Here is a 19516-nt window from a genome sequence, read left to right on the forward strand (position 1 = left end):
CGGCGCAGCAAAGCGCAATCGGCTTGGCGGCCCTATCCCGGCGATTTGGACCTGTCGGCCGTTAGTACAGCCCCCCGGTTCCCGGGCGCATGAAGAAGCCGCCGTCGGGCTGCCCGCCACTCTGCGACGGCTGCGGGCCGGGCGCGGGGCCGCGGCCGTCGGCATCGGCGACACCGATCACCGAATAGTTCTCCGGCGGCGCGGTGCCCGGCTTGAAGGCTTCGAGGATGGTGTTGCCGCCATCGCCCGGGCCGGCGCGCATGCCGGTCTTGGCATCGACGCGGATCAGCTTGATGCCGGCCGGCACCTTGAACGGCGTCGGCGGCTTGTCGGCGAGTGCAAGCTTGAGGAAGTCGCGGGCGATCGGCGCTGCAACATGGCCGCCCGTCGCGGCACGGCCGAGATTGCGCGGCTTGTCGTAGCCCATGTAGACGCCAACAGCGAGATCCGGCGAGAAGCCGACGAACCAGACGTCCTTCTCGTCGTTGGTGGTGCCGGTCTTGCCGGCGATCGGCTTGCCGACCTCCTTGACGACGGTCGCGGTGCCGCGCTGGACCACGCCTTCCATCATCTCGGTGATCTGGTAGGCCGTCATCGGGTCGAGCACCTGCTCGCGGCGGTCGACCAGCTGCGGCTCCGGCTGGCTCTTCCAGCCGCCGGGCGCGTCGCAGCCGCGGCATTCGCGGGTGTCGTGCTTGAAGATGGTGTGGCCGTAGCGGTCCTGGATGCGATCGATCAAGGTCGGCTTCACGCGACGGCCGCCATTGGCGAACATCGAATAGGCGGTGACCATGCGCATCACGGTGGTCTCGCCGGCACCGAGCGCGTAGGACAGATAGTTCGGCAACTCGTCATAGACGCCGAAGCGCTTTGCATACTCGCCGACCAGGGGCATGCCGATGTCCTGGGCGAGGCGCACCGTTACCGTGTTGAGCGAGCGCTGCAACGCGTTGCGCAGCGTGGTCGGGCCGTAATACTTGCCGGTCGAATAGTTCTCCGGACGCCACACGCCGGCGCCCTGCCCCTGATCGATCTCGATCGGCGCGTCGATCACGGTGGTCGACGGCGTATAGCCGTTGTCCAGCGCCGACGAGTACACGATCGGCTTGAACGACGAGCCGGGCTGCCGGTAGGCCTGCGTCGCGCGGTTGAACTGGCTCTGGTCGAACGAGAAGCCGCCGACCATCGCGAGCACACGGCCGGTCCACGGATCCATCGCCACCATGGCGCCGGAGACTTCAGGCAATTGCCGCAGCCGATACTGGCCTTCGACCGGATTGCCGTCCTTGGTCACCAGCGGGTCGGCATAGATCACGTCGCCCGGCTGCAACACCTGCGAGACCGCCGTCGGCGCCTTGCCCTTGGACTTGGCCCAGCGCACGCCGTCCATCGTGATGATGCCGGTCTGCCGCTCCTTGCTGACGGCGCCGCCGAGTTCGCGGCCCGGCTGGAAGCCGATCCGCGCCGACTGGTCGTTGCTCTCCAGCACCACCGCCATCCGCCAGGGCGAGATGTCGGAGAGCGATTTGACGTCGGCAAGCTTGACGCCCCAATCGCCTGACGCGTCCAGCTTGTGAACCGGCCCGCGCCAGCCCTGCGCCTCGTCGTAGTTGACGAGGCCGGCGACCATGGTCTTGCGCGCCATTACCTGGATCTTGGGATCCAGCGTGGTGCGCACCGACAGGCCGCCCTCATAGAGCTTCTTCTCGCCATAGCGCTCGAAGATGTCGCGGCGGACTTCCTCGGCGAAATATTCGCCGGCGAAGATGTGCGCTCCGTTGGAGCGGTTGGTGACGTTGAGCGGATCCTTGCGCGCCTTGTCGGCGTCGGCCTGCTTGATCCAGCCGTTTTCCAGCAGGCGGTCGATCACGTAATTGCGGCGCTCGATGGCGCGGTCGCGGTTGCGCACCGGATGCAGCGCGGCGGGCGCCTTCGGCAGCGAGGCCAGATAGGACGCTTCCGCGATCGTCAGCTCGTTGACCGATTTGTCGAAATAGACCAGCGACGCGGCCGCGATGCCGTAGGCGCCGAGCCCGAGATAGATCTCGTTCAGATAGAGCTCGAGGATGCGGTCCTTGGAATAGGCACGCTCGATACGCATCGCCAGCAAGGCTTCCTTGATCTTGCGGCTGAACGAGACTTCGTTGGTGAGCAGGAAGTTCTTGGCGACCTGCTGGGTGATGGTCGAGGCGCCCTGCGGGCGGCGATTGGAGCCGTAGTTCTGTGCGTAGAGGATCGCGGCGCGCGCCATGCCCGAATAGTCGATGCCGCCATGCTCGTAGAAGTTCTTGTCTTCGGCGGCGAGGAACGCGTTGATCACGAGCTTCGGCACCGCCTGGATCGGCAGATAGAGCCGGCGTTCCTTGGAGTATTCGCCGAGCAGCGCGCCGTCGGCGGCATGCACGCGGGTCATCACCGGCGGCTCGTAGTCCTGAAGCTGCGAGTAGTCCGGCAGGTCCTTGGAGAAATGCCAGATCGCGCCGGCGACGGCCGCGACCCCGACCAGGAACACGACCGTTCCGGCGGCGAACAAGAAACCCAGAAACCGCACGAGCAGGCGCATTATCGACGTTCCGTTCCTACCCTCGGGCGCCTAATGGTTCGAAGCGCCTGTCCAAAAGTGCGAAGCCTCACCCAACGATGCCTCCCCACAGTGAGGCTTCCAACAACGAAGCTTGGCCCAGCGAGCCGCCTTGCGCACGCGAATATACAAGAGCCGCCGGACAATATGGTCGATTCTGCGGACCTGCGGTCCCCTGTCTATACCGTCGCCGCTGTGGCCAAACTAGGGCTTCCGGGCCACGGCGCCGGCTTTTCAGTCGGCCGATTTCACTTTGCCGGTCCGGCAGTTGCCAGCCGTTTGGCAAAGAACGCGTCGATCGCCTGGACCATCGAGCCGACCGCCTTGTTGCGCCAGTTCTCGGAGACCAGATGTTCGAGGTCGCCCTTGTTGGAGACATAGCCGATCTCGACCAGCACCGACGGCACGTCGGGCGCCTTCAGCACCCGGAAGCCGGCCGATTTGAGCGGATTCTTGTGCATCCGCACCGTGGTCTTCATCTCGTCCATCAAGAGACGGGCGAAACGGTTGGAGAAGGTCTTGGTTTCGCGCTGCGCGAGGTCGATCAGGATGTCGGCAACCTCGGTCGGCTCGTCGGTCAGGTTCACGCCGGCGATGGCGTCGGCCTTGTTTTCCGCTTCCGCCAGCCGCTCGGCCTCGGCGTCAGAGGCCTTGTCCGACACCGTGTAGATCGTGGCGCCCTGGGCGTCGCCCTCACGGCGCGGCAGCGCATCGGCATGGATCGAGACGAACAGCGCCGCGGACTGCGAGCGGGCGATCTTCACCCGGTCGTTGAGCGGGATGAAGGTGTCGTCGGACCGGGTCATGACCACGCGATATTTGCCCGATTTCTCGATCCGGTCGCGCAGGGCAAGGCCGAAGCCCAGCACCAGGTTCTTCTCGGTCTGGTCACCGGATTGGGTGCCATTGTCGATGCCGCCGTGACCGGGATCGATCACGATCAGCGGACGCGGGTCGGTGGTCGTCACCGGCGGCAGCGCCGCGGTCGTGACTGCCGGAACGGTCGCGGTGGTGGATTCGGAGATCGCCGGCTTCAGTTCGGGCCGGCTCTCCGGTGCGAGCGACTGCACGAAGCTGGTGCGATCGACCTCCTCGAAGTCCAGCACCAGCCGCGGCGGCTGGCCGTTGGCGGCGTCGAGCACGTAGGAGTTGGCGATCTTCACCGGCCCGTTCAGGTCGAACACGATTCTGGAGCCGCCGGGCATCACGAGCCCGTAGCGAAACGCCTTCACCAGCCCCCCGCCCCGTCGCACCGGTGCCGGCGGGGAGCTGGAAATTGACCTGCGGGATATCGACCACGACGCGATAGGGATCGGCCAACGGGAAGGCGCGAAATTCGATCTTGCGATCCAAATCGAGGATGAATCGGGTCTGCTTGTCATCGCCGGCGATCCTGGCGCCGGATGCGACCGGGAAATCCGACGTGCCGGCGGCCGTGGCACCGGCGGCCGGTGCTGCCTGTCCATTCTGCGGACCCTCGGCCGCGCTGGGGGCACTGGCCAGGGCAAACACCAATGCTGCAGCGCACAACAGGCCGCCGCCCAGAAAAACAAGGTGTTTTGCGCGGTTCTCCACCCGATTCGGAGCCTCCCAGCTGCTTCTTACCGCATTAGAACCGCACGGTTAATCGCACCCTAATGACGCTCCAATGAAAAGAACCGAGTGTTGCGGCGGCGTGACGCTTCCCTTGCACGCGGCGGTCAATCCACGTATGTACGGGATGCTGACGGCTAGTACTCCCGGTTGTGTCGCGTTCAGCCTCCCGGTGCAGCGGTGGAATCTTCCAAGTCGAAGATCCCGCCGTGTTTTTCCGGTCCCTCCCCAGCCAGCGCCGCGCGCGGCTGACACGGAGTGGCGGATTCAAGCCCGAGCGGCGTCCGGTCCCAGACACACTCCCTCGCCAGAGGGACGGTTTGAGACACGGCATAACCGATTATCCGGTCCCTTGGGGCCTCGATATGCGATGGCCAGCAGGGGCTTCGGCGCCGGGCTGGGCTTTCAGCAAAAGATACGGCGGTATTTCTCGCCGCCAACATGTTTAGACGGGCCGACGCTTAATGCGCCAGACTGCATTGCCGACCAGGATCTCCCGAATGATCGCGCTGACGCGAGGTGAAAGCCTCGCCCGTCGCATCATCCCGGTGGGTTCCCGTCCGGCGCTGTGCCGCGAGATGCGTTTTGGCCTTCCCCTCACCCCCGAATCAGGTGGACCGTCGCGTCACCGGGCGGCGCAGTTTGCGCGCGCCATGATCCGCGCCCGCCGCCGTCAAGAGCTCCAAAATGCCCAACAAGATGTTGATCGATGCCACCCACCCGGAAGAGACCCGGGTCGTCGTGGTCCGCGGCAATCGCGTCGAAGAGTTTGATTTCGAGACCGCCCAGCGCAAACAACTGCGCGGCAACATTTATCTCGCCAAGGTCACGCGCGTCGAGCCGTCGCTGCAGGCCGCCTTCATCGAGTATGGTGGCAACCGTCACGGCTTCCTGGCCTTCAGCGAGATCCACCCCGATTACTACCAGATCCCGGTCGCCGACCGTCAGGCGCTGATCGAAGCCGACGAGCGCGCCCATCGCGAGGCCGAGGAAGAGCACGAGAACCGCGGCCATCGCCGCCGGTCGCGTCACCGCAATGCCCGCCGCCGCGGCCATGGCGACCGCGTCCAGAGCGAGGTGATCGAGGGGGCTGCCGAGGCACAGCCGCAGCCCGCGATCGAGGCGCACGAACAGCCGGTCGATGCTGAACATCATGACCATGAGGCCGGGCATCACGATCATGGCGTGGTCGCCCATGAGGGTCACGAGCATGAGGCGCATGATCGCGCCCATCACGAGGACCACGAGCAGCACCACGATCACGCGCATCATGACCATGGTCACGACGATCACGGCCATGATGACCACGATCATGCCCATGATCACGACGACCATGATCACGATCACGCCCCCGCGGTGAGCGAGGCGGCCGCCGGGCCCCTGTCCGACCCCGTCGTTGCGGTGGTCGAAGCCTCCGTTGCGTCGGCTGCGCCCGAATCCGTCGAGCCCGCCGAGGCCAACCATGAGCCCGAGCGGGCCCACGAGGAGCAGGTCGAGGAAAACGCCGCGCATGCCGACGACGCGCCGCTTGCGGCCGCCGATGACGTCCACGCCGCGGCCGACGAGCATGTGGTCGCCGAATACGCCGGGTTGGCGGAGGTCGCCGCGCCCGAAGCCGGGCATGGCGATGAGGCCGGCGAGGATGACGAAGAGGACGAGGGCGAAGAAGGCGAGGAAGAGGACGTCGTCGAGTCCGTCGGCGGCGACGATGTACTCGAGGAAGTTCCGGAGCGCGCGTTCCGTCCGCGCCGCCAGTACAAGATCCAGGAAGTGATCAAGCGCCGGCAGGTGATGCTGGTGCAGGTCGTCAAGGAAGAGCGCGGCAACAAGGGCGCCGCGCTGACCACCTATCTGTCGCTCGCCGGCCGCTACGCCGTGCTGATGCCCAACACCGCGCGCGGCGGCGGCATCAGCCGCAAGATCACCTCGGCCCAGGACCGCTCGCGGCTCAAGGAAGTGGTGCAGGACCTCGACGTGCCCGAGGGCATGGGGATCATCCTGCGCACCGCCGGCGCCTCCCGCAGCAAGCCGGAGATCAAGCGCGATTTCGAATACCTGATCCGGATGTGGGAGACGGTACGCGACCTGACGCTGAAGTCGCAGGCGCCGACCCTGGTCTACGAGGAAGGCTCGCTGATCAAGCGCTCGCTGCGCGACCTCTACAACAAGGAGATCGACGAGATTCAGGTGGCGGGCGAAGCCGGCTACCGCGAAGCGCGCGACTTCATGAAGATGCTGATGCCGGCCAATGTGCGCGCAGTGAAGCAATATCGCGACGGCCAGCCGCTGTTCTCGCGGATGGGCGTTGAAAGCCAGCTCGACGCGATGTTCTCGCCGACCGTGCAGCTGCGCTCCGGCGGCTATATCGTGATCAACCAGACCGAGGCGCTGGTCTCGATCGACGTCAACTCGGGACGGGCGACGCGCGAGCACCACATCGAGGACACCGCGCTCAAGACCAATCTGGAAGCCGCCGAAGAAGTCGCCCGGCAGTTGCGCCTGCGTGATCTCGCCGGCCTGATCGTCATCGATTTCATCGACATGGACGAGAAGCGCAACAACCGCGCGGTCGAACGCAAGCTGTCCGACTGCCTGCGCCAGGATCGCGCGCGGATCCAGGTCGGGCGCATCTCGCATTTCGGCCTGCTGGAGATGTCGCGCCAGCGCATCCGCGCCAGCGTGCTCGAAAGCTCGACGGAGCCCTGCCCGCAATGCGGCGGTTCCGGTCACGTCCGCTCGGTTTCGTCGGTAGCGCTGCAGCTCTTGCGCGGCATCGAGGAAATCCTGATGAAGGGGGCGACCCACAATCTGGTGGTCCGTACCCGCACCGACGTCGCGCTCTATGTGCTCAATCACAAGCGCGGCCATCTGCGCGACCTCGAGGACGCCTTCCGCGTCTCGCTGTCGATCGTTGCGGATGCCACGGTGCACGGCCAGCAATCCTACATCATCGATCGCGGCGAGCAGGTGCATACGCTCGAAGCCGCCAAGGCGCTGCTTGCCGCGCAGGCCGCTGCCGCACCGGCGCAGGTCGACGAAGCCGACGACGAGGAAGAGCTGTTCGAATACGAGGCCGAGATCGAGACCGACGAGACCGAAGGCCTCGCCGACGACCGGGCGGCCGGCGAAGAACCAGGTGCGGCCGAGGGCGAAGGCGATGGTCAGCGCCGCAAGCGCCGCCGCCGCCGCCGTGGCCGCGGGGGTGGCAGCGAAGCGCGCGACGGCGCCCAGCAGCCGCGCGACGACGGCGACCTCATGCATGTCCTGCCCGAAGGCAGCGAGGCGGTTGCCGCCGGCGATGCCGAAGGCGATGAGGAGGAAGGCGACGAGCAGCAGGGCGCAGCGCGCGACGACCAGGCCGGCAGTGGCGATCGCCGCCCGCGCCGCCGCGGACGTCGTGGCGGCCGCCGCCGGCGCGGCAGCGGCGGACCGGATGACGGTCTCGCCGGATCGATTTCCGATGAGTTGAGCCCGCCGCCGGCGCCCGAAGCCAGCGACGCGGTCGCCGATTTCGATAGCCGTGACGGGGAACAGGCTCCCTCGCTCGTGCAGCCCGAGCCGGTTGCCGCTCCGCCGGAATGGCAGCCGGTCGAGACCGCTGTTGTCGAGGCCGTTGCGGCGCCTGCGCCGGAGGCTCCGGCCGCAGCCGCAGAGGACACCGGCGCCGAAGGCGATCGCGCGCAGCGCCGCCGTTCCACGGTCCGCGAAAAGGTCAGCTTCGCGTCGAGCCCACAGCCCGAGGCCGCGGCCCCCGCCTTGGTTCAGAGCACGGCGGAGGACGCTGCCCCTGCTCATGAACCCGCAGCAACACCGGAGCCCGCGCCGGCCGCAGCGGCCGAGGCCCCGGCCCGCAAGGGCTGGTGGTCGCGCCGCTTCGGCGGCGGCAACTAAGGCTCCCTGCAAATCGAAACGCCCGGCTCGCGCCGGGCGTTTTTGTTGGACAGGCATTCCGTTCGTCAGAGCCCGGCGTAACGGAGCCTGACGGAGACGGATCTCATGCAAAGCGCGATCGTTCTTGGCGGCGGCATGGTGGGCGTCAGCACGGCGTTGCATTTGCAGCGCCGCGGCTGGGCGGTGACGCTCGTCGATCGCAGGGAGCCCGGCCGCGAGACCAGCTACGGCAATGCCGGCATCATCCAGAGCGAGGCGGTGCGGCCCTATCCGATGCCGCGCGATCCCGCCATCCTCGCCAAGATCGCGATGGGACGTACCAACGACGTGCGCTATCGCCTCGCCTCGCTGCCGCGGCACGCCGGTCCGCTGCTGCGCTACTGGTGGAACTCGACGCCCGAACGGCACCGCGAAGCGACCATCGCCTGGGCGCGCCTGATTGCCCATGCCACCGCCGAGCACGACAAGCTGATCCGCGACGCCCATGCCGACAACCTGATCCGCCGCGCCGGCTATCGCCTGCTGCATCGCGACCCGGCGGCGCTGGAGCAGGCGATCGCCGTCGCCGAGGAGAACCGGCGCGACTTCGGCGTGACCTTCCGCGTGCTGGACGGCAAGGCGCTCGCCGAGGCCGAGCCGCTGCTGCGCGACGACCTGCCCGGCGCCATTCACTGGCTCGGGCCGTGGACCGTGTCGGACCCCGGCGGTCTGGTCTCGGCCTATGCCGGATTGTTCGAGCGCCTCGGCGGGACGCTGCTGACCGGCGACGCGCAGACGCTGGCGCAGACGCCATCGGGCTGGTCGGTCGACACGACAGGCGGCCGGATCGATGCCGCCCATGTCGTCGTCACGCTCGGGCCGTGGTCACCGCAATTGCTGCGCAAATTCGGCTACCGCATCCCCTTGGTGCGCAAGCGCGGCTACCACATGCACTATCAGGGCGGCCGCTCGCTCGACCTGCCGCTGGTCGACACCGCGAACGGCTATGCGATGGCGCCGATGGCCAAGGGCATCCGCATCACGACCGGCGCGGAGCTGACGAGTCCCGACGCGCCGGCGACGCCGATCCAGCTCGGCTACGCCGAAGTCGCCGCGCGCGAGCTGCTCGAGATCGGCAGCCGCGTCGAGCCCGAGCCGTGGTTCGGCACCCGCCCCTGCACCACCGACATGCTGCCGGTGCTGGGAACCGCGCCGCGGCATCGCGGGCTGTGGGTCAATTTCGGTCACGGCCACCAGGGCTTCACGCTTGGCCCGGCGACGGCACGCGTGCTGGCCGAAACGATGAACGGCGAGGCATCCGCCGTGGACACCTCGCCGTATCGGCTGGACCGGTTCTGACGTCGAAGGAAAATCAGTCCGTCGTCAGCGCGGTCTCCATGTCGGTCGGATCGATCTGCCGGGCCAGATTGGCGTTGAGCTTGTCGCGGTCGAGCTCGCCCTCCCACCAGGCTACGATCACGCAGGCGACGCCGTTGCCGCACAGATTGGTCAGCGCGCGGCACTCGCTCATGAACTTGTCGATGCCGAGCACGATCGCCATGCCCGGCACCAGGCGCGGATCGACCACCGCAAGCGTCGCCGCCAGCGTGATGAAGCCCGCGCCGGTGATGCCGGAGGCGCCCTTCGAGGTCAGCATCGCCACGATCAGGATGGTGAGCTGCTGGCTGAAGGTGAGATCGTAGCCGAGCGCCTGCGCGATGAACAACGTCGCCAGCGTCATGTAGATGTTGGTGCCGTCGAGGTTGAACGAATAGCCCGTGGGCACCACGAGGCCGACCACGGATTTCGAGCAGCCGAGCCGTTCGAGCTTCTCCATCAATGACGGCAGCGCGCTCTCCGAGGACGAGGTGCCGAGCACGATCAGGAGCTCGTCCTTGATGTAAGCCAGGAACCTGAAGATCGAGAACCCCGCGATCCGCGCGATGACGCCGAGCACCACGAGAACGAACAGCGCGGCGGTCAGATAGAACGTCGCGATCAGCCCCATCAGATTGAGGATCGCGCCGGTGCCGAACTTGCCGATGGTGAAGGCCATCGCGCCGAACGCACCGAGCGGCGCCGCCCGCATCACGATCGAGATGACGCCGAACACCGCATGCGCGGCGTCGTCGATGAACGAGCGGATGGTGTGGCCGCGCTCGCCGAGGCCCATGATCGCAAAGCCGAACAGCACCGAGAACAGCAGAACTTGCAGGATCTCGCCCTGCGCGAAGGCGCCGACGACGGTGTCCGGGATGATGTGCAGCACGAAGTCGACGCTCTTCTGCGCCTCCGCCTGCTTGGCATAGCCGGCAACCGCCTGCGCGTTGGCCGCCGCGTTGCCGAAGCCCGCGCCCGGCTTCACGATATTGCCGACCAGCAGTCCGATCACCAGCGCGAAGGTCGAGACCACCTCGAAATAGACCAGCGCCTTGACGCCGATGCGGCCGACCTTCTTGGCATCCTGTATATGGGCGATGCCCGAGACCACCGTGCAGAAGATGATCGGCGCGATCACCATCTTGATCAGCTTGATGAAGCCGTCGCCGAGCGCCTTGATCCACTCATTGGTGGCAAGCTGTGGCCAGAACGCGCCAACCAGCGCGCCGAGCACGATCGCGATCAGAACCTGCACGTAGAGAATCTTGTACCACGGCTTGCGACCGGCGCTGGCCGGTGAAGCCGTGGCAACGGTTGCCGTTGCCATGTGTCACTCCCCCTCAGAAATGGCGGAAACAGCCAAGATCAACTTGGCCGTTCAAGTCAAATGGAACTGTGTGGGGCCTGCCGTTTATCCGCGGCGATCTGTCGCGCGTGGCTCCCGCCGAAACCAGGGCCAGGCGCGCGAAACCGATCGAACCGACAAGGTGGAAGGCTCTCAGAGATTGCGGGCTATTTAAGCCAATGCGCGATCCGCGCAACTGCTTCCTGCATGTCCGCGGCCGAACGGGCATAGGAAAAACGGATAAAGGCGCGGCCGTGGATCGGATCGAAATCGACGCCCGGGGTCGCTGCGACATGCGCCTTCTCGAGCATCTCGCTGGCGAAGGCGAAGCTGTCGGAGGTGAAGTCGGAGACGTCGGTATAAAGATAGAACGCGCCGTCGGCGGGCAGGAATTTGGTCAGCCCTGCCTTCGGCAGCCCCTCGATCAGAATGCGGCGGTTCTCCTGATAGCCGCGCTTGATCGCCTCCATCTCCTCGCGGCCCTCGAACGCCGCTTCGGCCGCGATCTGCGACAATGTCGGCACCGAGATCGACAAATTCTGCTGCAGCCGCTCGATCGGCCGCACCAGCACATCGGGCACCACCATCCAGCCGACCCGCCAGCCTGTCATGCAGAAGTATTTCGAGAACGAGTTGATCACGAGCGCGTTCGGCGACAGCTCCGCCGCCGTCACCGCGGGGAATGCGTAGTCGAGCCCGTGATAGATCTCGTCGGAGATGAAGCGGATGCCGGCGCTGTCGGCGGCCGCCATCAGGCTCGACAGCGCCTCGCGTGACATCATGGTGCCGGTCGGGTTGGCGGGACTGCCGACCAGCACGCCCTTCAGCGGCGCCTTGCGATGGGCCGCCAGCAGCGCCTCGCCGGTCAACGCATGCCGGGTATCATTGGAGGTCTCGATCAGCACCGGCTCGCAGCCGAGCGCCGTCAGGATATGCCGGTACGGCGGATAGCCGGGCACGGTGACCGCGACCCGGTCGCCCGGCTCGAACATCGCAAGGAACGCCAGGATGAACCCGCCCGACGAGCCCGTCGTGACGATGATGCGCTCGGGATCGACCGCGCAGCCATGCGCGTCGCGGTAATGCCGGGCGATGCGCGCCCGCAAGCTGGGGATGCCGAGCGCCGAGGTGTAATCGATCCGCCCGTCCACAAGCGCGGCCTGCGCCGCCGCGATCGCCGGCTTCGGCGCGGATGCGGCGGGCTGCCCCACCTCCATGTGGATGACGTGGCCGCCGGCTGCCTCGATTCGCGCCGCAGCGGCCATCACGTCCATCACCATGAACGGTGGAACATCGCTCCGTCCGGACGCTGTCAAAAGGCTGCTCACACGGTCTCTCGCTGTCGCTTCATGCATGGATTTCTGCTATTGCACGGCCGCTGCCGGATTTGGGTTCCCGTTACATGCGGCCGCCCCAGACTGGCCGCATTCGGTGGCTCCTTATAGCGTTTTCAGCTCAAGTGCATACCCGGTTCGCGTGAAGAAGAACTGCAAAAACAACAGACTGCGCCACGCGCCTGATCCGGTCGGACCCGGAACCCGGCTTCACGCCGGCGCGGCCGGTGATTGCCGATAGATCGCCCATGCTGTTCCGCCTCACGCGCCGCACCGAGACCTTCAAGCTGACCGCCTTGTTGACCGCGGTCGCGCTCGCAATGGGACCTGTCGTCCCCGTGCACGCGCAGCAGCAGAAGGGGCCGCCGGTGCTACGCGACACCGAATCCGAGCAGCTGCTGCGCGAATACACAAGGCCGATCCTGCGCGCCGCGGGTCTCGAGAAGCAGAACATCCAGATCGTCATCATCAACGAGAGTTCGTTCAACGCTTTCGTCGCCGATGGCCGCCGCATCTTCGTCAATTACGGCGCACTGCTGCAATCGGAGACGCCGAACCAGATCATCGGCGTGCTGGCGCATGAGACGGGCCATCTGGCCGGTGGTCATCTTGCCAAGATGCGCGAGCAGCTGGCGCAGGCGCAGACCCAGATGATCATCGCGATGCTGCTCGGCGTCGGCGCGCTGGCCGCGGGTGCTGCGGGTGGCGGCGGTGGCAACGGCCTCTCCAGCGCAGGCGCCGCCGCGATCTCGGCGCCGCAATCGGTGATTCAGCGCACGCTGCTGTCCTACCAGCGCCAACAGGAAGAGAATGCGGACCGTGCCGGCGTCAGGTTCCTGACCGCGACCGGTCAGTCTGCCCGCGGCATGTACGAGACCTTCAAGCGCTTCACCGACGAGAGCCTGTTCGCGGCGCGCGGCGCCGACCCCTATCTGCAATCGCACCCGATGCCGGTCGACCGCGTCTCCGCGCTGGAGGAGCTGGCGCGCTCCAGCCCCTATTGGGACAAGAAGGACGATCCGGCACTGCAACTGCGTCACGACATGATGCGCGCCAAGATCTCCGGCTTCATGGAGCGGCAGGACACGGTGTATCGCCGCTATCCGCTGACCAACACCAGCCTGCCGGCACGTTATGCGCGCGCGATCACCACCTACCTGCACGGCGATCTGCGTTCGGCGATCGCGCAGATCGACGGCCTGATCCAGGTGCAGCCCAACAATCCCTATTTCTACGAATTGCGCGGCCAGGCGCTGCTCGAAGGCGGCCGGCCGGCCGAGGCGATCGCACCGCTGCGCCGCGCGGTGCAACTGTCCGGCAGCGCGCCCTTGATCGAGATGCTGCTCGGCCAGGCGCTGGTTGCCTCCGACAACAAGGCCCTGACCGACGAGGCGATCAACATGCTGCGGGCCGCCGTGGCGCGCGAGCCCGAGGCGCCGCTCGGCTATACCCAGCTCGCGATGGCCTATGGCCGCAAGGGCGACTACGCCCAGGCCGACCTCGCCTCGGCGCAGGCGGCCTATCTGCGTGGCGACGCCAAGACCGCCCGCGAGCTGGCATCGCGCGCCAAGACGCGGTTCGCGATCGGCACGCCCGGCTGGGTCAAAGCTGACGACATTGTGAGCGCCAAGCCGATGCCGGGCCAGAAAAACAACTAGAAATAAACCGTAGTTCCATACAACGATCACTGCAACCGGCCCACGGCTCAGCCGCATTTCGGGCCATCTCGAACAAGGATTTCGCCATGCCAGCGCTTCGTTTTCTTGCCCCTGCCCTGCTCGCGCTCGGCATCTGCGCCGCGCCGCTGCCGGCGTCCGCGCAGAGCTTCAACGACACCCAGCGCGGCGACATCGAGACCATCGTGCGCAACTATCTCATCGCGCATCCCGAGGTGCTCGAAGAGGCGATGAACGAGCTCAGCAAGCGGCAGGCCGCCGCCGAAGCCGAGAAGCACGAGCAGAGCGTTGCCAAGAACGCCGACACCATCTTCAATTCGCCGCGCGGCGTCATGCTCGGCAACAAGGACGGCGACGTCACCTTCGTCGAGTTCTTCGATTACAATTGCGGCTACTGCAAGCGCGCGATGGCCGACATGATGGACCTGATGAAATCGGATCCGAAGCTGAAGGTAGTGCTGAAGGAATTCCCGGTGCTGAGCCAGGGCTCGGTCGAGGCCGCGCAGGTCGCGGTCGCCGTGCGGATGCAGGATCCGACCGGCAAGAAGTATCTTGAGTTTCACCAGAAGCTGCTGGGCGGCCGCGGCGCCGCCGACAAGGCGCGCGCGCTGGCGGTCGCCAAGGAGGTCGGTCTCGACATGGCGAAGATCGAGAAGGACATGGCGAGCCCCGAGGTCAAGGCGACCATCGAGGAGAATTTCCGCCTCGCCGAATCCATGGGCATGAACGGCACGCCGAGCTACGTGATCGGCAAGCAGGTCGTGGTCGGCGCGGTCGGCGTCGACAATCTCAAGGAGAAGATCGGCATCGCCCGCTGCGGCAAGGCGACCTGCTGATCGCCGCTCCAGCCGCGTTCATTCAACAAAATCCGGCTGCCAGGCGGCCGGATTTTTTATTTCGCGCATCGAACCGGTGCGGCGCGGGCCGCAACCAAGGGCCGTCACCAACAAACGGACCCCGCGCGCCATGCCCCTGGCCCCGCCAAATCTTGCCTACGACCTCACACTGCTGAAGACGGCGCCACAGCGCGGCACCGAGCACGATCACGGCTGGTGCTACGGACTGCCACCAGGCATTCGCAGCGAGCAATGGCCGCTCAGCCCGCATGACGGCTTTCCGATGCAGCACTGCTTCACACTGCGGATTCCCGCGCAATATCGCGCCGCGGGCGACGCCTATGTCGCGCTCGCGATGTTCGCCGACCAGCAATATGACGAACCCGTCGCGATCGACGCGGTCGCCCAACATCTCACTGCCGAGACGACAGAGCGTCCGGCAGATCGCAATCTGCTGCCCTACTTCGTCTATCGGCAGAACCGCCATCCGATGGAGTTTCGGATGCAGGACATCATCGACCACAATTTCGCGGCGATCTGGCTCACCGAGAGCGAGTTCGCAGCACCGCTGTGCCAGCCGCCGGAGCTTGCCGGCAATCCATTGCTGGACGCCAATCCGCCGCCGCGCTGGCTGGTGAAGGGCGCGGCGCGCACGGCGTTCGACGTCCATGTCGGCCGCACCACGCGGATCGAGGAGCTGGAGAAGACGTACTGGTATCGCCTGTTCGGCCAGATCCCCGAGAGCGGACACCATGCTTACGGAATCGCGCTGACGGCGCGCAACGGCGACCCCAACATCGGCAAGCCGCCGCGCGATCATCTGCTGCACAAGGGTGAGCTCGGCGACTACATCGCACCTTACGGCGAGCACGGCGGCGCACACGGTCTCGAACGGTTGCACGGCCGCAACCATCTCGGCGGCACGATGTTTCCGAACCAATGGACGCCGAAATTCAGCGCGACCTATCTCGAGATCGAAGAGCATTTCGGCGGCTTCAATTTCGGCGGCGGCAACGGCCAGCTCGATCTTGCGAGCATGGAGTTCGACTGGGCCTGCGGTTGACAAGCGCGCGCGTTCATCGCGCGTTCACATAGGATACCAACTGCAGGGAACCGTAAATCAACAGGAACATCGCACATCCTCTCTCGTTGTCGGCGCGGGCAATGCTGAATAACGAGGAGGACTATGATGACAAACCGCTTTCTGATTTCTGTTGCTGCGGCGGCGCTGATCGCCGGCACTGGTTTCGCGAATGCACAGGGCGCCGGCGGCGCCAACAAGGAGTCCGGGGCTGGCGGCGGCGCGAGCATGCAGCACAGCGCCCCGTCCGGTGGCGCGTCGTCCGGCGCGATGCAGCACGATTCGGGTGGCATGAAGGGTTCCGAGCATTCGACGACAGGTCAGTCCCCGAGCACGAAGGGCGCTGAGTCCGAGAAGTCGGGCACGGCCACCAAGGGTGCGGAGGACAGCACCCAAAGGTCGAAGGGCATGAGCTCGGAGAACGAGGCCACCAAGGGCTCCCGGGAGAGCTCGAAGGACATGAAGGCCGAGGGCCGCGACAAGAGCGGGAACATGAAGGCCGAGGAGCGTGACAAGAGCGGCAAGATGAACGCGGAAACCCGTGAGGGCCGCGATCGCAACAACGCCGCCGAGAGCCGCGACAAGAGCGGCGCCACCACCAACCAGAACGCTCAGACCAAGAACCCGGCCGACAACACCAACCGCGCGCAGACCAACGACTCCAGCCGCACCCAGACCACGACGGGCAACGCGGCGACGTCGGCCACCGCGGCTCCGCCGGCCGAGAAGCGCACCGAGATCTCGACCGCGATCAAGTCGGAGCACGTCACCGAAGTCACGAATGCGAACTTCAACGTGGCGGTCGGCACCCGCGTCCCGGCTGATGTGCACTTCTATCCGCTGCCGGAGCGGGTCGTGTCGATCTACCCGCAGTGGCGCGGTTATGACTTCATCCTGGTCAAGGGCCGCTACATCATCGTGCAGCCGGAGACCCACGAGATCGTCTACATCATCGAGGGCTAACCGGCCTCGGCCCGAGGACGCCATGCGCGCCCTCGCCGCAATCCCAACCCCGCCCCTCCAGGGGGCGGGGTTTTGCATTCGCCCCTGCCCCGCAGTCCCCGGTGGATGGCGGGCTCAGGCATTGCGCCACCGCGTCTTCCGTGAAGTTTGGTTAATCAGCAATTTCCGTAGGTTAGGGCAACTACCTAACAGCCCGCGAGAAGCTGTTGCAGACGTTCCGATTTCACCTAAAGACTTCCCCTGCGGCCGGTTGTTACCTATAACCCCGCCCACTCCACCCCTCGCCCGGAACCCCCTGGAATGGCTGCTGCCGGAACGATCTATGTGCTGAACGGCCCGAACCTCAACCTCTTGGGGACGCGCGAGCCGGAGACGTATGGCCACGCCACCCTCGCCGACGTCGAGAAGCTGTGCGCGGACACCGCGCGCTCGTTCGGACTGACCGCCGATTGCCGCCAGTCCAACCGCGAGGGCGAGCTGATCGACTTCGTCCATGAGGCCCACGCCAAGAAGGCCGTCGGCATCATCATCAACGCCGGTGGCTACTCCCATACCTCGATCGCGCTGCATGACGCGCTGGTCGCGGTCAAGATTCCCGCCGTCGAGGTCCATGTCAGCAACATCCACGCCCGCGAGAGCTTCCGGCACCACTCGTTCACTGCTAAAGCCGCCTTCGCGTCGCTTTGCGGCTTCGGCATCGACGGTTACCGGCTCGCGATCATCGGCCTTGCCACCAAGATCGGTGCCAAGAGCGATGCCAGGACCGATGCCAAGGCAAAGAGTTAATCGTCAATCCTGACGTTCCCCGTCACCAGACAGAGATTTCGGATCAAACAACATGGCGCGCCAGCCAGACGACAAATCAGCCGCAAAGTCCAAAAGCGACTCCAAGAGCGACGACAGCGTGCTCATTCGCGAGCTTGCGCTTCTGCTTGCCGAGACCAATCTGACCGAGATCGAGATCGAGCGCGCCGGCCTGCGCGTCCGGGTCGCCCGCAACGTCAGCATCGCGGCCTCCGTTCCGTCGGCCGTGCACGCGGTTGCCGCGCCGGTCGCGGTGCCGGCTGCCGCCGTCGCCGCTGCGACCGACCTTGCCAAGCATCCGGGCGCCGTGCCCTCGCCGATGGTCGGCACCGCCTATTGGTCGCCCGAGCCTGGCGCCAAGCCGTTCATTGAAGTCGGCACCAAGGTCTCGGCCGGCCAGACGCTTCTGATCATCGAGGCGATGAAGACGATGAACCAGATCCCGTCGCCGCGCGCCGGCACCGTGACGCAGATCCTCGTCGAGGACGGCCAGCCCGTCGAATTCGGCGAGCCGCTCGTAATCATAGAGTAGACGCCAATGGCGAATGGCCAATGGCGAATAGAATGCCGCGTCACCATTCGCCACCCGCCATTCGCTACTCGCTCCCCTGAGGCGCCATGTTCGACAAGATCCTCATAGCCAATCGCGGCGAGATCGCGCTTCGCGTGCTGCGCGCCTGCAAGGAACTCGGCATCGCAACCGTCGCGGTGCATTCCACCGCCGATGCCGATGCCATGCATGTACGGCTCGCCGACGAGAGCGTGTGCATCGGCCCGCCGCCGTCGAAGGACTCCTATCTCAACATACCGGCGCTGCTCGCCGCCTGCGAGATCACCGGCGCCGACGCCGTGCATCCCGGCTACGGCTTCCTGTCCGAGAATGCGCGCTTCGCCGAGATCCTCGCCGACCATAATCTGGGCTTCATCGGACCGAAGGCCGAGCACATCCGCCTGATGGGCGACAAGATCGAAGCCAAGAAGACCGCCAAGCGGCTCGGCATCCCCGTGGTGCCAGGCTCGGACGGCGCAGTGACCTCGGAGGCCGATGCGCTCGCGATCGGCAAGGAGATCGGCTTCCCGGTGCTGGTGAAGGCGGCGGCCGGCGGTGGCGGCCGCGGCATGAAAGTCGCGCACACCGAGGCCGATCTTGCGCTGGCGCTCTCGACCGCGGCCAACGAGGCCAAGTCGGCGTTCGGCGACGCCTCGGTCTATCTGGAGAAGTACCTGCAGAAGCCGCGCCACATCGAGATCCAGGTTCTCGGCGACGGCCGCGGCGGCGCCATCCATCTCGGCGAGCGCGATTGCTCGCTGCAGCGCCGCCACCAGAAGGTCTGGGAGGAAGGTCCCTCGCCCGTGCTCGCGGCGGCCGCGCGCGCCAGGATCGGCGAGACCTGCGCCAAGGCGATGCGGGACATGAAGTATCTCGGCGTCGGCACCATCGAATTCCTCTACGAGGACGGCGAGTTCTATTTCATCGAAATGAACACCCGTATCCAGGTCGAGCATCCCGTCACCGAAAGCATCACCGATATCGATCTGGTGCTGGAGCAGATCCGGATTGCCGCCGGCGGCGATCTGCCGGCCAGGCAGAGCGACATCGCGATCATCGGCCACGCCATCGAATGCCGCATCAACGCGGAGAACCCGCAGACCTTCCGTCCCTCGCCCGGACGGATCACGCAATTCCATCCGCCCGGCGGCCTTGGGGTGCGGATCGATTCCGCCGTCTATCAGGGCTACGTGATTCCGCCCTACTACGACTCGCTGGTCGGCAAGCTGATCGTGCACGGCAAGACCCGCGGCGAATGCCTGATGCGGCTGCGCCGGGCGCTGGACGAGATGGTGGTCGACGGGATCGAGACGACGCTGCCGCTGTTCCGCGCATTGGTGCGCGAGCCCGACATCATCGAAGGCGACTATCATATCCACTGGCTGGAGCAGTATCTCGCCGGCCAGCCCGCCGACGCCCCTAAATAGTTCGGAACCTGTGGAACCCAGCCGCGGCTCCAAACGTACTATAGGGGTATTGGCTTTCCACGGGGACGCATTGAAT

The 19516-nt window shown here is 66.0% G+C and carries 13 protein-coding genes and 1 pseudogene; 9 read left to right on the plus strand and 5 right to left on the minus strand.

Features of this window, described 5'->3' with window-relative positions; genetic code table 11:
• Positions 1 to 61: 61 nt before the first annotated feature.
• The 3 genes and pseudogenes from ACVW17_RS29000 to ACVW17_RS29010 form a co-directional block, all read right to left on the minus strand.
• Positions 62 to 2563, minus strand: coding sequence for a penicillin-binding protein 1A (locus ACVW17_RS29000; RefSeq protein ID WP_456755043.1), 2502 nt, complete (start codon positions 2561 to 2563; stop codon positions 62 to 64).
• 266 nt (positions 2564 to 2829) lie between these two features.
• A pseudogene (locus ACVW17_RS29005) lies at positions 2830 to 4156 on the minus strand (N-acetylmuramoyl-L-alanine amidase).
• A gap of 615 nt (positions 4157 to 4771) precedes the next feature.
• Positions 4772 to 5509: a hypothetical protein gene (locus tag ACVW17_RS29010; protein WP_456755045.1), complete on the minus strand. Its 738-nt coding sequence runs from the start codon at positions 5507 to 5509 to the stop codon at positions 4772 to 4774.
• Positions 5510 to 5530: 21 nt separating this feature from the next.
• Between ACVW17_RS29010 and ACVW17_RS29015 the strand changes: the two genes are divergently transcribed.
• Positions 5531 to 8065 (plus strand): Rne/Rng family ribonuclease, encoded by a 2535-nt coding sequence (locus ACVW17_RS29015; RefSeq protein ID WP_456755046.1) that lies wholly within the window; start codon positions 5531 to 5533, stop codon positions 8063 to 8065.
• A gap of 105 nt (positions 8066 to 8170) precedes the next feature.
• Entirely contained in the window at positions 8171 to 9403 is a 1233-nt protein-coding gene (locus ACVW17_RS29020) for an NAD(P)/FAD-dependent oxidoreductase (protein ID WP_456755047.1), read from the plus strand.
• Positions 9404 to 9416: 13 nt separating this feature from the next.
• On the opposite strand, the gene ACVW17_RS29025 is transcribed toward ACVW17_RS29020, so the two are convergent.
• Positions 9417 to 10751, minus strand: a complete 1335-nt coding sequence (locus ACVW17_RS29025) for a dicarboxylate/amino acid:cation symporter (protein ID WP_456755048.1) — start codon at positions 10749 to 10751, stop codon at positions 9417 to 9419.
• A 185-nt stretch (positions 10752 to 10936) separates the two neighbouring features.
• Positions 10937 to 12124: a pyridoxal phosphate-dependent aminotransferase gene (locus ACVW17_RS29030; RefSeq protein WP_456755049.1), complete on the minus strand. Its 1188-nt coding sequence runs from the start codon at positions 12122 to 12124 to the stop codon at positions 10937 to 10939.
• Between the two features lie 227 nt (positions 12125 to 12351).
• Between ACVW17_RS29030 and ACVW17_RS29035 the strand changes: the two genes are divergently transcribed.
• The 7 genes from ACVW17_RS29035 to accC all read left to right on the plus strand — a co-directional run bounded on the left by ACVW17_RS29035 (position 12352) and on the right by accC (position 19440).
• Complete coding sequence (locus ACVW17_RS29035) at positions 12352 to 13761, plus strand: M48 family metalloprotease (RefSeq protein ID WP_456755050.1); 1410 nt, start codon at positions 12352 to 12354, stop codon at positions 13759 to 13761.
• An 86-nt stretch (positions 13762 to 13847) separates the two neighbouring features.
• Positions 13848 to 14615 carry a DsbA family protein gene (locus tag ACVW17_RS29040; RefSeq protein WP_456798158.1) on the plus strand — a complete coding sequence of 256 codons (768 nt, stop codon included), beginning with the start codon at positions 13848 to 13850 and terminating at the stop codon, positions 14613 to 14615.
• Between the two features lie 130 nt (positions 14616 to 14745).
• A complete protein-coding gene (locus ACVW17_RS29045) occupies positions 14746 to 15678 on the plus strand; it encodes a hypothetical protein (protein ID WP_456798159.1) in 933 nt (310 codons plus the stop codon).
• Between the two features lie 126 nt (positions 15679 to 15804).
• Positions 15805 to 16659 carry a DUF1236 domain-containing protein gene (locus tag ACVW17_RS29050; RefSeq protein WP_456798160.1) on the plus strand — a complete coding sequence of 285 codons (855 nt, stop codon included), beginning with the start codon at positions 15805 to 15807 and terminating at the stop codon, positions 16657 to 16659.
• Between the two features lie 300 nt (positions 16660 to 16959).
• Positions 16960 to 17445 carry a type II 3-dehydroquinate dehydratase gene (aroQ, locus tag ACVW17_RS29055; RefSeq protein WP_456755054.1) on the plus strand — a complete coding sequence of 162 codons (486 nt, stop codon included), beginning with the start codon at positions 16960 to 16962 and terminating at the stop codon, positions 17443 to 17445.
• Positions 17446 to 17497: 52 nt separating this feature from the next.
• Positions 17498 to 17995 (plus strand): acetyl-CoA carboxylase biotin carboxyl carrier protein, encoded by a 498-nt coding sequence (gene accB, locus ACVW17_RS29060; RefSeq protein WP_456798161.1) that lies wholly within the window; start codon positions 17498 to 17500, stop codon positions 17993 to 17995.
• Between the two features lie 86 nt (positions 17996 to 18081).
• Positions 18082 to 19440 (plus strand): acetyl-CoA carboxylase biotin carboxylase subunit, encoded by a 1359-nt coding sequence (accC, locus tag ACVW17_RS29065; protein WP_456798162.1) that lies wholly within the window; start codon positions 18082 to 18084, stop codon positions 19438 to 19440.
• Positions 19441 to 19516: the final 76 nt, after the last annotated feature.

It is taken from the genome of Bradyrhizobium sp. USDA 4473 (assembly GCF_054063335.1).

Excerpts from the sequence above, each read along its gene's own strand:
- ACVW17_RS29020 (WP_456755047.1), top strand. The coding sequence starts at position 8,171 with ATGCAAAGCGCGATCGTTCTTGGCGGCGGCATGGTGGGCGTCAGCACG.
- ACVW17_RS29035 (WP_456755050.1), top strand. The coding sequence starts at position 12,352 with ATGCTGTTCCGCCTCACGCGCCGCACCGAGACCTTCAAGCTGACCGCC.
- ACVW17_RS29000 (WP_456755043.1), bottom strand. The coding sequence starts at position 2,563 with ATGCGCCTGCTCGTGCGGTTTCTGGGTTTCTTGTTCGCCGCCGGAACG.
- ACVW17_RS29030 (WP_456755049.1), bottom strand. The coding sequence starts at position 12,124 with ATGCATGAAGCGACAGCGAGAGACCGTGTGAGCAGCCTTTTGACAGCG.
- ACVW17_RS29010 (WP_456755045.1), bottom strand. The coding sequence starts at position 5,509 with ATGGTCGTCGTGATCATGGGCATGATCGTGGTCATCATGGCCGTGATC.
- accC (WP_456798162.1), top strand. The coding sequence starts at position 18,082 with ATGTTCGACAAGATCCTCATAGCCAATCGCGGCGAGATCGCGCTTCGC.
- aroQ (WP_456755054.1), top strand. The coding sequence starts at position 16,960 with ATGGCTGCTGCCGGAACGATCTATGTGCTGAACGGCCCGAACCTCAAC.
- accB (WP_456798161.1), top strand. The coding sequence starts at position 17,498 with ATGGCGCGCCAGCCAGACGACAAATCAGCCGCAAAGTCCAAAAGCGAC.
- ACVW17_RS29045 (WP_456798159.1), top strand. The coding sequence starts at position 14,746 with ATGCCCCTGGCCCCGCCAAATCTTGCCTACGACCTCACACTGCTGAAG.
- ACVW17_RS29050 (WP_456798160.1), top strand. The coding sequence starts at position 15,805 with ATGACAAACCGCTTTCTGATTTCTGTTGCTGCGGCGGCGCTGATCGCC.
- ACVW17_RS29025 (WP_456755048.1), bottom strand. The coding sequence starts at position 10,751 with ATGGCAACGGCAACCGTTGCCACGGCTTCACCGGCCAGCGCCGGTCGC.
- ACVW17_RS29040 (WP_456798158.1), top strand. The coding sequence starts at position 13,848 with ATGCCAGCGCTTCGTTTTCTTGCCCCTGCCCTGCTCGCGCTCGGCATC.